The sequence below is a fragment of the Pseudomonas anatoliensis genome, from assembly GCF_017976235.1.
GTDB lineage: Bacteria > Pseudomonadota > Gammaproteobacteria > Pseudomonadales > Pseudomonadaceae > Aquipseudomonas > Aquipseudomonas anatoliensis.
This window is the reverse complement of record NZ_JACVHC010000005.1, coordinates 455,058-468,414: the sequence shown is the minus strand read 5'-3', so window position 1 is coordinate 468,414 and position 13,357 is coordinate 455,058. Positions and strand designations below refer to the sequence as shown.

Here is a 13,357-nt window from a genome sequence, read left to right as displayed (position 1 = left end):
GATGGCGGCGCTTTTTTTGCGCGGCTGAAAAGATCGCAGCCTGCGGCAGCTCCTACACTGGAATGCGAATTCCCCTGTAGGAGCTGCCGCAGGCTGCGATCTTTTGATCTTGCTTCAGAAACTGTAGGTTCCCGTCATCACCACGCTACGCGGCGCCCCCGGCATGATCTGCGCGGCGCTGGTCGCTGACGCGTAATACTCGCGATCAGTGATGTTGTTCAACGCCGTACGCAAATCCCAGTCCTTGAAGCGATAACCGACCAGCGCATCCCAACGGCCATAACCCGGCAGCACGGTGGTGTTGGCGTTGTCGGCATAACGCTGGCCGACCAGGGTCAGGCCGGTTTCGCCGTACCAGCCCATCTCCGGTTTCCAGGTCAGGAACAGACTGCCGTTGTGCTTGGCGACGTTGTTGATGCGTTTGCCTTCCAGACCGTTGTTGTCCTTCTCGATCTTCGCATCCTGCATACCGACGCCACCGCGCACGTACCAGTTGCCGACGAGGTTGCCGGTAGCGGTCAGTTCGATCCCGCGCGAGCGTTGCAGACCGGACATCACCGTCAGGGTCGGATCATTGGGATCGGTGGTGCGACGGTTGTAGAGCTCCAGGTCATAGATCGCCAACGTTGTGCTGAGGCGATCATCGAGCCAGTCGCTCTTCACGCCGATCTCTTTCTGCTTGGTCAGCTCGGGGCTCAGGTCGTTGGTGTTGCCGGCCGCCCCCGGCGTGATGCCGATCAGGCCGCCGCCCACTGGCGAGAAGGTCTTCGACCATGAGGCGTAGAAGGAGTGATTTTCGAGCGGCGTCCAGACCAGGCCCACGCGCGGGCTGGTGCTGTGGCTGTCGCGATCTTCGGAAATGTTGCGCAGCTTGTTGGTCGACTCGATATCAAACGTGTCGTAGCGCAAGCCGCCGAGCAGTTGCCATTGGTCGTTCAGACGCAGTTGATCCTGCACGTAGACTGCGCGGCTTTCGACTTCGGTATGGCTGCTACTGGATACCTGCATGGCGCCGGTGTGACGCAGATCGCGGTTCGGGTTGAACAGGTCGAGCGACGGCACCGGCTGCGCGCCTGGCGTTCTGCCGGTGGCGGCGTTGTACAAGGTCGGGTCGCGGCGCTGGCTGCCAATTTCGATACCGGTGAGCAAACGATGCTCAAGGCCAAACGTATCGAAACCACCTTCGAGTTCGACGTTGTTGTAGACGTTGCGGGTGGTCAGATCCTGCTGCCAGTGCTGGCGGGTGACCTTGTTGGTTGCAGGCGTGTAACCGGTGAGGTAGGTGTTGTCGAAATCGCTGTCGAGCTTGAACACGCCGAGGGTCTGGCGAAGTTGCCAGTTGTCGTTGATTTCGTAAGTGAGTTTCGAGCGTAGCGATTGCGACTTGTCGTCGATGAAGTCGTGATCGTTGCCGTAGCTGGTGTCGCGGCCGACATCGGCCGGCCGGCCATTCACGCCCGGAATCCCGCGATCAGGGGTGCGGTTGTAGCGGCTGTATTCGTATTGCACCAGCCAGTTCAGGTCGGGCGTCAGTTGCCAGCTCATCGACGGTGCGAACAGTTGGCGGTTACCGCTGACGCCATCGCGAAAGCTGTTTTCATCCATGTTGCCCATGTTCAGGCGCAGGCTGATGTTGTCACTCGGGTCGGTGCTGAGGTCGGCGTACAGGCTGCGCAGATCTTCGCTGCCGCCCTGGGCTTCGATGGTGGAGCGGCGGCCGGCCTCTGGCGCTTTGCTCACGCGGTTGACGATCCCGCCCTGACTGCCGCGGCCGTACAACACGGCCGCCGGGCCTTTGAGCACTTCGACGCGTTCGATGTTGTGCAAGTCGCGCTTGTATTGGCTGTCGTCGCGAATGCCGTCCAGATAGAAGTCGTTGCTGGCGTCGAAGCCGCGGATCCGCAAACTGTCGAAGCGGGTGTCGGCGCTGCTGCTGACGTTGGGCATGCCGCTCAGGGCATCGCCGATATCGTTGGTGCCGTAATTGGCAACGTTCGACGTTTTGATCGAATCAATGGCCTGCGGCACATAACGCACCGGAGTCGAGGTACGGGTCGCGGTGTTGCTGACTTTTACCCGCGGATCATCGGCTTGCGCTTCAGCGCTGATGGCGGTGGCGGGTAATTCGGTCGCGGAGTAGGCAAAACCGCTGGACAGAAAAGCAGAAAGCCCAAGGGTGACGGGCGTAAGACGGAACGGGGCAGGCATTGAAAAGCGCATCCGAAAGGTTGGAAGAATCAAGCGCGCGAATGGTAATGCTTTGCATTTACTTCCGTTAATTATTCCTGAGAAGTTCCTTTGTGTGATTGTTTCAATTTGTGTCGAACTCGATACAACCTGACCGTTCGGACAATTCGCCCGATTCACGAAACAGTTTGAGAGCCATTCCGGCGTTTTTCCGCATTGGCTTGAGGACTAGTCTGCCGGCATCAACTTTTCCCACGTTTATGCCGGAGTTTTCTGATGATCCTTCACTACATTTACGACCCATTGTGCGGTTGGTGCTATGGCGCCAAACCGCTGGTGGAAGCGGCGCAACTAGTGCTGCCGGTGAGCGCTCATGCGGGCGGGATGATGAGCGGCGCCAACCGCCAAAGCGTTTCGCCGCAGTTGCGCAATTACGTCATGCCCCACGATCGGCGCATTGCCGAATACACCGGGCAGCCTTTTGGCGAAGCGTATTTCGACGGCTTGCTGCGCGATCACACGGCCGTCTTTGACTCGACACCACCGATCGCTGCCGTTTTGGCAGCAGAGGCAATCGACGGCCGTGGTCTGGAGGTGCTCGGGCGTTTGCAGGCTGCGCATTACGTGGAAGGGCGGCGGATTGCCGATGAATCTGTACTTCTGGAGCTCGCAATTGACCTGGGCTACGTCGAGGAAATCTTTCAGGCCGCGTTTAAATCCGTGGATACCGAGCAACACATAAAAGCCAGTCGCGCACTGCTGGCTCAGTTGGGTGGGCAGGGATTCCCGACGCTCGCGTTGGAACAAGACGGCCACTACACGCTTATCGATATCAGCCCTTGGCTGGGCAAGCCGCAAGCCTTTGCCGATTGGTTAGGGCAGGCGATTGGCAGCGATGGTACTGGCGAGTTTTCCGCATTTTGTGGTCTTGACGGTTGTGCTTGATACGCGCTGGATTCACTGGCTTAACGCATTTCCGTGCAAGGAGTGAGCGTTAAATTTACGTTTCTTAGACGATTTTCGCCTATTTAAAGACGATTCTTGAAATTGACACAATGTTAAGGGCGCGGCTACGATTCGGCTCAACGCCTGTGGCCAACCGCCATGACCCAAAATAATAAGAAGGCCCGCCACGACTTTGTCGTGGGCGGGCCTTTTTGTTTCGGGGTGAAAAAAGAGCGCAATAGCGCCGTTTCAGCCGTTCGACACAGCGCGTTTCAACCCGAAATAAGGAAAATAAAATGTTGAACAAGCGAATCAGCCTGATCGCTCTGGGGATGTTGAGCGCTACACAGGCCATGGCTAACGACCAGGCCGAGTCCAAGGGTTTTCAAGAAGACAGCAGCCTGAAAGTGCTGCTGCGCAACGCCTACATCAATCGTGATTACAAAGACGGTAACGACGACAAAGCCGAGTGGGGCCAAGCGGCCATCGGTACGTTCTCGTCCGGTTTCACTCAAGGCACCATCGGTGTCGGCGTGGACGCTTTCGGTCTGTACGCACTGCGTCTGGATGGCGGCAAGGGCCGCAGCGGCGCCGGTGGTATCGATTTCTTCAAGCAAGAAAATGACGGTCGCGCGAACCATGACATCGCGAAGGGCGGTGCAGCGGTCAAGTTCCGCTTCTCCAACACCGTGCTGACCTACGGCGATCAGATGCCGGCCCTGCCGGTGCTGAACTACGACAACTCCCGTCTACTGCCGGAAAGCTACACCGGTACCTTGATCACTTCCAGAGAGATCAAAGGCCTGGAATTGAACGCCGGTCGTTTCACCGCCGAATCGCGCAAGAGCGATGAAGGCCGTGACAGCGGTGGTCTGAAGTCGATCAACGTACTGGGCGGTAGCTACCAGTTCACTGAACGCTTCAAAGGTGCGCTGTACGCCTCCGATGTTGAAGACGTATTGAAGAAACAATACGTGAACGCCAACTACGTCTTGCCGTTCAACAAGGATCAGTCGCTGACCCTGGACTTCAATGGCTATCGCACCAAACTGGACCACTCCTATGTCCGCGAAAACGGTGTAACTGGCGACGACAACAAGATCTGGAGCCTGGCAGCAACTTTCGCTACTGGTCCGCACTCGTTCACCGTGGCGCACCAGCGCTCCACCGGCGACAGCAACCTAGGCTACGCCTATGGCGGCTATCAGAAGGATCAACAACGCGTTGGCGATGGCGGCAACACCATCTACCTGGCCAACTCCTACTGGTCCGACTTCAACGCCGAAGACGAACGCAGCTGGCAGTTGGGCTATGGCCTGGACTTCGGCGCATTCGGTGTACCGGGTCTGAGCTACAACTTCGCTTACGTGCGTGGCGACAACATCACCACCTCCACCAGCGAAGGCGGCACCGAGCGCGAAATCTTCAACCAGTTCAAGTACGTCGTGCAAAGTGGCCCGGCCAAAGACCTGAGCGTGAAACTGCGCAGCTCGATCCTGCGTGTTTCGCAGAAATCCAGCGAGTACAACGTCAGCGGCAACGAGCTGCGTGTATTCGTGGACTACCCGATCAACATCTTCTGATGAACGATCAGGTGTAACAAGTTTGAGAAAAACCCCGACTGTCTCGGGGTTTTTTTTCGACGTATTTTTATAAAAAACCGGAAAAAACCCGTGTTTTTGTCATGTAAAAGTTGTTTTTCAGTTGCTTCAACCCCCGTTTCAAACAGCGCTTTAAATGCCTGAAATTCTTTCTCATGGACGCAAATTCTGCACCTAATAGATTAGGCCGCTCAATGCAGCGGAGAATTTGGTAATGATCGTTTTGAACAGAGAAGTGGGCGAATCGCTACGGCGCGACAAATACGTCAACGTCCAGGGTGGTGACTTCAATCTCTACGGTCATTTCGCCGACTTCGTCAGACTGACCAAAAGTTGGGAAAACATGGAACCTGACAGTTACTACGGTCAGGCCGAAGCCGGCATGCGTTTCCGTCGTTACAGCGATTTTGAATACAACCCCAAGACTCGCGAACTGACTCAGCTCGAACATCGCGCGTACGTGCAGTCCAAGGAAAACAACGCCTATGTCGGCGGTCTGGTCCGGCACTTCCAGGACTTTTCCGATGAAGTGATTTCATCGCCAGTGATGCGCAGCCTGATCGACACCGATTTCGAAGTGTACAAAAGCGTATTGCCGGAAGAGCTGCACGATGAAATCTGGCAGTGCCAGATCCATCAGATCCGCATCGAGATCAAACCCGGCAAACAGCTGGAAATCACCCCCGAAGGGATTCATTGCGACGGTTATCCGTTCAGCGGTGTGCACTTCTGGGGCCGCAACAATGTCGAGGGTGCAGAGAGTCGTTTGTACGACATCCACGAGCATCAACTGGCGTCGACCACTTACCAGGAAATTCTCGATACCACCTACTTCCTCGACCGCGACATGCGCCACTACGTGACCCCGGCGCGCAACTCGCACACCCATGCCATGGCGTACCGGCAGATTCTGGCGATTTCCTTCTCGCGGCCCGGGACCGCTTTCGACATTGTTCGCTAATCAGATCACCCCAATCGACGGCGTCGAGTGCTCGACGCCGGTGCTGCTGCGGCGCGCCACGGCCAAGGATGCGCAGCGCATGGAGCGCTTCTTCCGCCAGTTCGATGAAGTGTCCTTCTGCGAATGGCAGGACGCCAAGTGCCTGCGCGGGGTATTAATCCAGAAAACCACCACGGCCTTTCTGGCCTTCGACGTGGCCGGCGAGATCGTCGGGGCGGTGCTGGGCGGGATGCTCGGCAGTCGCGGCACGATCAATCATCTGGCCGTCAGTCCGCTGTATCGCAGTCAAGGCGTCGGTCAACGTCTGGTTGAAGCGGCGTCGTCCGACATGAAACGTGTGGGTGTGTTGCGGATGTTTCTGTTCGTCGACGATGCTAACCTCGCGGGCAAGCGTTTTTGGGCTGCCCAGGGTTTTTGCGAGCCTCACGGCGAACGGACATTTGAGAGGGATCTATGAATGAAACGTCCGGCAGTGCGCCGCTGATGGTCAACCATCAGCCGTCGCGTACGTTTGCCGAAGCCAGCCCGGTGGTCGCCGGGTATTTCACGGTGGCGTTCGTATTCGGCTTGATGGCCGTCAACGCGGGGCTGCCAATGTGGCTGCCCGTGGCGATGTGTTTATTCGTTTATGCCGGCGCTTCGCAATTTGCCGCGTTGGCGCTGATCTCTAGCGGTGCTTCGCTGACCACCATTGTGCTGACCACTTTTCTGATCAATGCGCGGCACATGTTGATGTCGGTGTACATGGCAAAAGCCCTGCGTGCGTTAGGGCTCAGTCGCATGGAGCGATGGTGCTACGCCGGCGGCCTGACCGACGAATCCTTTGCTTTCCACAGCGTAAAACTCGGCACCGGCGCGCCGGTCAACGTGCGTTATCTGATTGGCTTCAACCTGTTCTGCCATACCTCGTGGGTGCTCGGTGGTTTGCTCGGCGCGGTTTGCGCCCAGTACGCGGCGCACTTGATCAAATATCAGCTCGACTACGCACTGACGGCGATGATGCTCTACGTGCTGGTGTCGCTGTGCAACACCCGCAACAAACTCATCGCAGCCGCGGCCGCTGTGGTTTGCATGGGCGCACTGAGCCTGGTCGGCAGCTCGCCGTTTAATGTGTTTATCGCCACGTTTGTGGGCTGCGGAGTGGGTGTATGCCTGACCAAACGTTCCTGATTCTGGTGGTCGCGCTGATGATGGCCGTGACCTTTCTGCCGCGGGCTCTGCCCTTACAGATCAACACCGAGCACTGGCCGCCGTTTATCGCGCGCGCGCTGGAATACCTGCCAGTGGCGATCGTCGCTGCGATCAGCCTGACTCCCTTGTTGATCAAGGATCAGCACATACAGCTCGATCGCCCGGAATTCTATGCCGCGATTCCGACGTTGTTATGTGCGTATTTCAGCAAAAACCTCTTTCTCAGTGTGGCGGTTGGGACGGCTGCGTACATTGCGCTCGGCTCGTTCATGTAGCGGCAGATCGACCACGTCGCTCAACGCCTGGTTCGACAGGTCCGGGTTATTGATCGCCAGCCGCACCTCAAGGAAATCCTCGAAACCGGGGAAGATCGTCAGGCCGTTCTTCTGCGCGGCCTCGCGGGAAACCATGCCAACGGCATCCATCTGCGTTATCAGCGATAACGTAAGGGTCTCGCTGCAGGAGTAGACCATGCGTTGACCGTTCTCGTGATTGCCCAGCCCGGCGTCGAGAAAACGCAAGAAGCTGTGGGAATACGGACAATCTTCCGCAGGACGCACCTGAAACTTGTTGCCCAGCAACGTCAGCGGATCGTTCTCCTGCCCACAATGCGCGCCGACCACCTGCACCTGCACATCCGGCAGGACAATGCTCGGCAAACCCGGACGCTGCGGGCCGATCAGCACCGCGAGGTCAAAGTCTTCGTTTTTCAGCTTGCTGAGGTTTTCCATCGACTCGGCGTAGCTGAATTCCATCTGATAATCGGGAAACACCTCAATCAGGCGTCCGATCATTCGCCGATTGAAGTCAGGCGACAACGTGTTGTTTAACGCAACCTTCAACGTGCGTTGCCCCGGCACTTTGAGCGCCTCGACTTTTTCTTCCATCTGTCGCGTGGCAATCAGCACTCTGTCCATATAAGGCGTCAGCTCGGTGCCTTGAGGCGTCAGCGTCAGCCCTTTGTTGGAACGACGAAACAAGCGGAAACCGAACTGCTCTTCGACCTTGTTCAACTGCGCGGCCAATGCCTGCACGGTCAGGCACGAATGCTCGGCTGCGGCCGACAACGAGCCGGTCTGCACGATGCGCATGAGGTTGCGTAAGGTTCTGCTATCCATGGGTAATGCCCTCTGAAGTGGGCTGGGTATTGTTGTTTACGAGACGACCGGTCCGGCGCCATATGCCGGCTATATTCCTGCACCTGAGCATAGTTGTCGCGGGTTTAGTAGCGAATTGATGTCCCCGCCGATGGCTGGAGGCTGACACAGGATCGGGGTTTTTGATGACTCGGGGGTGATTGGGGTCAAAAAATACTCACGTGAAATGATAAAACATGGCTTTTCAACGACTTCATCTGGATAACGATCTGATTCATTAGCGGATAAAAATAAAACAAGCATTCGTATCTGTACTAGGCTTCATGGCACGTCACCTACTAATGGAGGAGACCATGTCTACCTCAATCCCAGCCCTCACCCCACGCGAACAACTTGACGCCCCCGAAGCGGGTCGCGTCGCGCTGAAGTTTTTCTTCAACCTCATGGAGCGGTGGGGCTGCAACGCCGAGCAGCAACGCACATTGCTCGGCGGTGTCGGCAACACCACGTTCTACAAGTACAAACACCTGCCGCCAAACGTGCGCCTACCCCACGACACCCTTGAGCGCATCTCCTACCTGATGGGCATTCACAAGGCGTTGAGCATCATCTTCAGCAACAGCCGCGAGCGCGCTTATACGTGGGTCAGCAGCCCGAACACTGCTGCGCCGTTTAATGGGCAAACCGCTCTGGACTACATGCTGGCAGGACGCGTGGTCGATATCGCCGATGTACGACGCTACCTCGACGGAGTGCGCGGTTGAGCACGCCAGCGCTGGCCGATCCGCATTGGCCGCGCGCCTACCGGATCGTTAACAGCAGCTTCCCGCCAATTGCGCTGTTCGAAGACGTGCTCGACCCCGAAGACCTGGAAATTGCCTACGCCCTCGAAGCGCTGACCAACGATCGTCTGATCGCTCAGGCGGGCGTCCTTGACCGGGTGCGCCCGGAAGATCGGCTCTCAGGCCCCGGGTCGACCCCGGTGATGGCTGCGTTCACCCACATCGGCAAAAGCAGCCGCTTCACCGACGGCACCTTCGGCGTTTACTACGCCGCCAGCAGCCAGGCCGCGGCTATCGCCGAAACCTGCTATCACCAGGAACGCTTTCTCGCAGCCACCAACGAAGCAGACCTCGAATTGACCATGCGCACCTACGTCAACCGAGTCGTCAAACCGCTGCACGACATTCGCCACGACTATCCGAACCTGCACAACCCTGATCCTGATGCCTACGGCCCTTCTCAGGCATTCGCCCGGCAGCTACGTGAAGCCCAATCCTGGGGTTTGCTTTACAACAGCGTTCGCTTGGCCGGGCACGAATGCGTCGCCGCGTTCCGGCCACCGGCAGTTTCGATTCCCAAGCAGGGCAAACATCTGAGATATGTGTGGAGTGCGAGCCAGGGCAGGATTTCGTTTGTGTTTGAGGTCAGTCAGGTTTGAAACGCAAAAAGCCCTCGCCGTAGGGAAGGCGATTTACCTCAATGAATTTCTGTTCAATTTGGTTGCTCATTGCCTACACCAAGGCAAAGTTCGACAACTTGCCCACAGCCTTGCTCAAGCAATTGAAGGAGGAAATCAGCGATGGCCAATGAAGTGGAGCAATTCCAGCAGGACTTGCTGGACTCTGTGCGTCAAATGAAAGAAAGAAAAGCCGCGCGGGTAACTCATGTGCCGCTTTCTGCAGCAGCAGAAGCTCGTGCCAAGGTGGGCATTTCCCAAAGCGCGTTTGCCAAGCTGATCGGTGTGAGTCGGCGGACATTGCAGGATTGGGAGCAAGGCCGCAGGCAGCCGACGGGCGCAGCGCAAACCCTGCTGCGTGTTGCGAGTCAGCATCCTGAAGCGTTGCGGGATTTGCATCCTGCTTAAGACCGGAAATAAACAAAGCCCCTGCATTTCTGCAGGGGCTTTTTTGTAATGAATGCCTCGCAGCCTAACCCCACAATCAAAGCTCCTCAGCCAGTTCTGAGCACTGAAAAATGCCGTTTATGCAATTACAGCTTTTATGAGCACGTCATAATTATTGCCAGCTCATAATTTGCCATAAATGGAAATCTAAACCTTTGGGGGCAAAGCGGTGCTTTCGGGGATTGAAAGAGGAGGTGTGGCGAGGCAGTCGAAGTGTGCGGGGGAGAGGTGCTGTTTCTACGGAAGGTGTTGCGTTGCCAGAAATATAAACACCCCAGAAACAACAAAGCCCCTGCATTTCTGCAGGGGCTTTGTTTTGTATGGTGCCGGCACCAGGAGTCGAACCCGGGACCTACTGATTACAAGTCAGTTGCTCTACCAACTGAGCTATACCGGCGTGTGGGCGACGATTATAGCGATTGGGTTAAATCTGTAAACCCCTGAATTCAGACTATTTTTATGCGGGTGCAGGATCAAGCTCAACGTAGGCGTTATCTCTGGGTTTTCACCCTTGAAAACAGGCACTTTCAAGGTTTGTATTCCTACCCTGAGGCGGCGATTTTTTTTGTCAGATCTGCTTCGTATCAGCTGATTTATGTCGTTTTGAATGGAAGCTTATGCACAACTGATCGGCAGGCCCGCGCTCAAGTGTGAGTATTTGTGGACGCATTCTCATTTTGTTCGCAAATCCCTGTTTTACTGGTTATTTATTCATGTGAACAAAAAATGACCAGCAGTGTTAAAGCCACGAAACAGGCGTGGATATTGGATCCACAAGAATTTCATCAACAGAGTTATCCACAGGCTGGAGTGTTTTAAGCGCGTTCGGCGAGCAGGAGGAAATTGCGCGGTGTGAGTGGCGCATCGCAGAAGGTGCCAAGGCGCACGACGTATTCCTGTTCGGCGAGGAAAAGTGCTCGATCCAGATTCAGCCAAAGCTCCAGTGGTCGTCGGAATATTCCGCGAAGTAATTCCAGGTTGCGAACTTCGGCTAACCGCTGCCAACCGGCCGCCTCCAGCGCTGGCCAATCCTGCGGGCCGATTGTGGATAACTCTTTGAGCGCTGCCAGATCGCGGCAGTAATCGGCGAAGGGTTTTTCCAGCCAGGTGCTGGGTAGCGAAGGGGTTGGCAGGTATTGGTCGATGCCGCGTAGTTGCCGTTGCAGCAAGTCAAAGGCAAGGCGTCGTGCCATCGAGGTGTCGCGCTGGCGTCGGACTCGTGCACCGGCGGTGACGGTTTCGCTCATCGGTAGCGCCAGATCCTCTAAAGATAGCTGTAGGAGCGATCCCGAGCCGGCCAGGGATAACGCCTGATATTCCGTGCGATTGATCCGGTTGTAGCAGCACGGAGCGATTGCCATTTGTCGGCAACCGGCGGCGCTGGCCAATTGCATCAGTCGCACATGCAGATCACCGCAGGCGTGGAGGGCAACCGGCGTGTGAAGTGCGTTCAATACGGCTGAAGCATCTGCCGCCAGAACATCCTGTTCAACATGCCGCGCGTGTAAATGATGACGCTGGCTAAGCGCCTGACCACTGGCAACCAGCGCCGGATCGTATTCAACGCAAGTCAGTTGTTGCCCGGTGCTCAGCAGACGCCGCCCCAAGTGTCCCTTGCCGGAGCACCAGTCCAGCCAATGCGTCGGTTGCGATGCGAAGGACAGTCGACTGCCGAACGCCTCGATCTGCTGCCATTTACGCCCCGGTACATCAACATTCAATCGATGGCCCGCAGTTTCCAGCGCATGTTCCGGTAACTCACCGACCGCGCTCAGTTCAGCCGACAACGCCGCCAATGAAGCGAACGGCTCCGGCGCATCGGCAAGATTGGCAGGGTGGTTGTGAGCATTTTCCGCATCTTGCAGCGACCGGCCGCGTAGCCATGAGGCCAGCTCCGGGTAGGACGCTTCCCAGGGAAGCTGAAGATGAGTGAACGGTCGAGGTTTCCACAACGCCTGGTGCGCTGTCAGAAAAGTATTCAGTGCCGTGAAGCGGGCGAGTAAGTCCTCGCCCGTCAGCACGTGGGAAGTTTCAGCGCCCTTGGCAGGCATCGACGCCCAGCCAGCGCTCCAGCAACTTGAAGCCGCGCACCAGCACGTAAGCCATCACCAGATAGAACACGCCAGCGGCGAAGAAGATTTCCACCGGCAGGTAGGTGCGAGCAATGATCGTGCGGGCCATGCCGGTCAGTTCCAGCAGGGTGACGGTGCTGGCCAGGGCGCTGGCCTTGAGCATCAATATCACTTCGTTGCTGTAGGCCGGCAGGCCGATGCGTGCTGCCCGCGGCAGGATGATGTAGAACATCGCTTTGGGCTTGGACATGCCCAGGGCACGCGCCGCTTCGATCTCGCCCGGTGGGATGGCCTGAATCGCGCCGCGCAGGATCTCGGCGATGTACGCCGCGGTGTGCAGGGTCATGGTTACCGTTGCGCACCAGAACGGATCGCGCAGGTACGGCCACATGGGGCTGTTACGGACAGCGTCGAACTGCGCCAGGCCGTAATAGACCAGGAACAGCTGAACCAGCAACGGTGTGCCGCGGAAAAAGAAGATGTAGGCGTAGGGCAAAGCACGCACGTACCACAGCTTCGAAGAGCGGGCGATGCCCAGCGGAATCGCCAGCAACAGGCCGGCAATCACGGCGATGGCCACCAGTTCCAGGGTCAGGGTCGCGCCCTGCGCCAGTTTCGGCAGCCACTTGATGATGACTTCCCAGTTCATTGAGCGCTCCTCGCAAAGCCACGGGCGGCGCGTTTTTCCAGGAAGTGCATGCCGGTCATCGCCACCACCGTCAGGCCGAGATACATGAGCGCGGCAACCATATAGAAGGTGAACGGCTGTTTCGACATGGTCACGCCGATCTGCGCATGACGCATGATTTCTTCCAGGCCGATCACTGACACCAGCGCAGTGTCTTTCATCAGGATCATGAACAGGTTGCCCAGGCCCGGCAGGGCGATGCGCCACATCTGCGGCATGATCAGCTTGGTGAAGATTCGCCATTTCGACAGGCCCAGGGCCACGCCGGCCTCACGGTGACCTTTGGGAATGGCGAGGATTGCGCCACGAAACACTTCCGTGGCGTAGGCGCCGAAACACAAACCGAGCGCGATGACACCGGCGGCAAAGGCGCTGAGTGCCAGATCGGGGTTGCCGAAAAACTCACCGAGCGCGCGCATCAGGTTGACCGTACCGAAGTAGATCAACAGCACCCAGAGCAATTCCGGGACGCCGCGCACCAGGGTTGAATAAAAGCCGCCAAGCCATTGCAGCGGCTTGTACGGGGAAGTCTTGGCCAAGGCGCCGAGCAGACCGAGCACCAGACCCAGGCACAGGGCCGAGAGAGCCAGTTTGACGGTCATCAGCGCGCCAGCGGCGAGCGCCGGGCCGAATCCGTAAAGGTCGATAATCATGGATTTCTTTTCAAATCGCGGCAGGCAAGGTCGGGAGCCGGCGCCGTTGCATCACG

General features: G+C 57.3%; 14 protein-coding genes, 1 tRNA gene and 1 pseudogene. 10 read left to right on the top strand and 6 right to left on the bottom strand.

Annotation, left to right across the window (positions count from 1 at the left end; genetic code table 11):
* Nucleotides 1-114: 114 nt before the first annotated feature.
* The gene (locus ICA16_RS18940) at nt 115-2,208 is read right to left on the bottom strand and encodes a TonB-dependent receptor (RefSeq protein ID WP_210701240.1); all 2,094 of its coding nucleotides are present in this window, start codon (nt 2,206-2,208) and stop codon (nt 115-117) included.
* A gap of 255 nt (nt 2,209-2,463) precedes the next feature.
* On the opposite strand from ICA16_RS18940, the gene ICA16_RS18935 reads away from it, so the two are divergent.
* From ICA16_RS18935 to ICA16_RS18910, 6 genes are all read left to right on the top strand, one after another.
* Nucleotides 2,464-3,132: a DsbA family protein gene (locus tag ICA16_RS18935; protein ID WP_150604056.1), complete on the top strand. Its 669-nt coding sequence runs from the start codon at nt 2,464-2,466 to the stop codon at nt 3,130-3,132.
* A gap of 296 nt (nt 3,133-3,428) precedes the next feature.
* Nucleotides 3,429-4,715, top strand: a complete 1,287-nt coding sequence (locus tag ICA16_RS18930) for an OprD family porin (RefSeq protein ID WP_210701239.1) — start codon at nt 3,429-3,431, stop codon at nt 4,713-4,715.
* Between the two features lie 232 nt (nt 4,716-4,947).
* A complete protein-coding gene (locus tag ICA16_RS18925) occupies nt 4,948-5,694 on the top strand; it encodes a 2OG-Fe dioxygenase family protein (RefSeq protein WP_150604054.1) in 747 nt (248 codons plus the stop codon).
* 79 nt (nt 5,695-5,773) lie between these two features.
* Complete coding sequence (locus ICA16_RS18920; protein WP_150594162.1) at nt 5,774-6,151, top strand: GNAT family N-acetyltransferase; 378 nt, start codon at nt 5,774-5,776, stop codon at nt 6,149-6,151.
* Nucleotides 6,148-6,864, top strand: coding sequence for an AzlC family ABC transporter permease (locus tag ICA16_RS18915; RefSeq protein ID WP_150604053.1), 717 nt, complete (start codon nt 6,148-6,150; stop codon nt 6,862-6,864). Before ICA16_RS18920 ends, ICA16_RS18915 begins: the two co-directional genes overlap by 4 nt.
* Nucleotides 6,843-7,160, top strand: a complete 318-nt coding sequence (locus ICA16_RS18910) for an AzlD domain-containing protein (protein ID WP_150596790.1) — start codon at nt 6,843-6,845, stop codon at nt 7,158-7,160. The genes ICA16_RS18915 and ICA16_RS18910 overlap by 22 nt, the downstream gene beginning before the upstream one ends.
* Here ICA16_RS18910 and ICA16_RS18905 read toward each other — a convergent pair.
* A complete protein-coding gene (locus ICA16_RS18905) occupies nt 7,077-8,003 on the bottom strand; it encodes a LysR family transcriptional regulator (RefSeq protein ID WP_115146028.1) in 927 nt (308 codons plus the stop codon). The genes ICA16_RS18910 and ICA16_RS18905 overlap by 84 nt on opposite strands.
* Before the next feature lie 332 nt (nt 8,004-8,335).
* Here ICA16_RS18905 and ICA16_RS18900 point away from each other — a divergent pair, with 332 nt between their 5' ends.
* The 4 genes and pseudogenes from ICA16_RS18900 (at nt 8,336) to ICA16_RS18890 (ending at nt 9,849) form a co-directional block, all read left to right on the top strand.
* Nucleotides 8,336-8,746, top strand: a complete 411-nt coding sequence (locus ICA16_RS18900) for an MbcA/ParS/Xre antitoxin family protein (RefSeq protein WP_150617438.1) — start codon at nt 8,336-8,338, stop codon at nt 8,744-8,746.
* On the top strand, nt 8,743-9,423 hold the full coding sequence (locus ICA16_RS18895; RefSeq protein WP_150617439.1) for an RES family NAD+ phosphorylase: 681 nt from the start codon (nt 8,743-8,745) through the stop codon (nt 9,421-9,423). Before ICA16_RS18900 ends, ICA16_RS18895 begins: the two co-directional genes overlap by 4 nt.
* A 50-nt stretch (nt 9,424-9,473) precedes the next feature.
* Nucleotides 9,474-9,575: pseudogene (locus ICA16_RS28350) on the top strand (transcriptional regulator); the annotation flags it as partial.
* Nucleotides 9,565-9,849 (top strand): helix-turn-helix domain-containing protein, encoded by a 285-nt coding sequence (locus ICA16_RS18890; RefSeq protein WP_210701238.1) that lies wholly within the window; start codon nt 9,565-9,567, stop codon nt 9,847-9,849. The pseudogene ICA16_RS28350 and the gene ICA16_RS18890, both read left to right, overlap by 11 nt.
* A gap of 360 nt (nt 9,850-10,209) precedes the next feature.
* Here the strand turns inward: ICA16_RS18890 and ICA16_RS18885 are convergent.
* From ICA16_RS18885 to ICA16_RS18870, 4 genes are all read right to left on the bottom strand, one after another.
* Nucleotides 10,210-10,285 (bottom strand) — tRNA-Thr (locus tag ICA16_RS18885).
* A gap of 418 nt (nt 10,286-10,703) precedes the next feature.
* Entirely contained in the window at nt 10,704-11,939 is a 1,236-nt protein-coding gene (locus ICA16_RS18880; protein WP_210701237.1) for a methyltransferase, read from the bottom strand.
* Nucleotides 11,920-12,609: an ABC transporter permease gene (locus ICA16_RS18875; protein WP_210701236.1), complete on the bottom strand. Its 690-nt coding sequence runs from the start codon at nt 12,607-12,609 to the stop codon at nt 11,920-11,922. Before ICA16_RS18875 ends, ICA16_RS18880 begins: the two co-directional genes overlap by 20 nt.
* Nucleotides 12,606-13,301 (bottom strand): ABC transporter permease, encoded by a 696-nt coding sequence (locus ICA16_RS18870; protein ID WP_047299331.1) that lies wholly within the window; start codon nt 13,299-13,301, stop codon nt 12,606-12,608. The genes ICA16_RS18875 and ICA16_RS18870 overlap by 4 nt, the downstream gene beginning before the upstream one ends.
* Nucleotides 13,302-13,357: the final 56 nt, after the last annotated feature.

Bases quoted from the DNA above. Each gene is read 5' to 3' on its own strand.
- ICA16_RS18870 (WP_047299331.1), bottom strand. From the start codon at position 13,301: ATGATTATCGACCTTTACGGATTCGGCCCGGCGCTCGCCGCTGGCGCG.
- ICA16_RS18900 (WP_150617438.1), top strand. From the start codon at position 8,336: ATGTCTACCTCAATCCCAGCCCTCACCCCACGCGAACAACTTGACGCC.
- ICA16_RS18930 (WP_210701239.1), top strand. From the start codon at position 3,429: ATGTTGAACAAGCGAATCAGCCTGATCGCTCTGGGGATGTTGAGCGCT.
- ICA16_RS18890 (WP_210701238.1), top strand. From the start codon at position 9,565: ATGGCCAATGAAGTGGAGCAATTCCAGCAGGACTTGCTGGACTCTGTG.
- ICA16_RS18905 (WP_115146028.1), bottom strand. From the start codon at position 8,003: ATGGATAGCAGAACCTTACGCAACCTCATGCGCATCGTGCAGACCGGC.
- ICA16_RS18875 (WP_210701236.1), bottom strand. From the start codon at position 12,609: ATGAACTGGGAAGTCATCATCAAGTGGCTGCCGAAACTGGCGCAGGGC.
- ICA16_RS18880 (WP_210701237.1), bottom strand. From the start codon at position 11,939: ATGCCTGCCAAGGGCGCTGAAACTTCCCACGTGCTGACGGGCGAGGAC.
- ICA16_RS18935 (WP_150604056.1), top strand. From the start codon at position 2,464: ATGATCCTTCACTACATTTACGACCCATTGTGCGGTTGGTGCTATGGC.
- ICA16_RS18915 (WP_150604053.1), top strand. From the start codon at position 6,148: ATGAATGAAACGTCCGGCAGTGCGCCGCTGATGGTCAACCATCAGCCG.
- ICA16_RS18940 (WP_210701240.1), bottom strand. From the start codon at position 2,208: ATGCCTGCCCCGTTCCGTCTTACGCCCGTCACCCTTGGGCTTTCTGCT.
- ICA16_RS18910 (WP_150596790.1), top strand. From the start codon at position 6,843: ATGCCTGACCAAACGTTCCTGATTCTGGTGGTCGCGCTGATGATGGCC.
- ICA16_RS18920 (WP_150594162.1), top strand. From the start codon at position 5,774: ATGGAGCGCTTCTTCCGCCAGTTCGATGAAGTGTCCTTCTGCGAATGG.
- ICA16_RS18925 (WP_150604054.1), top strand. From the start codon at position 4,948: ATGATCGTTTTGAACAGAGAAGTGGGCGAATCGCTACGGCGCGACAAA.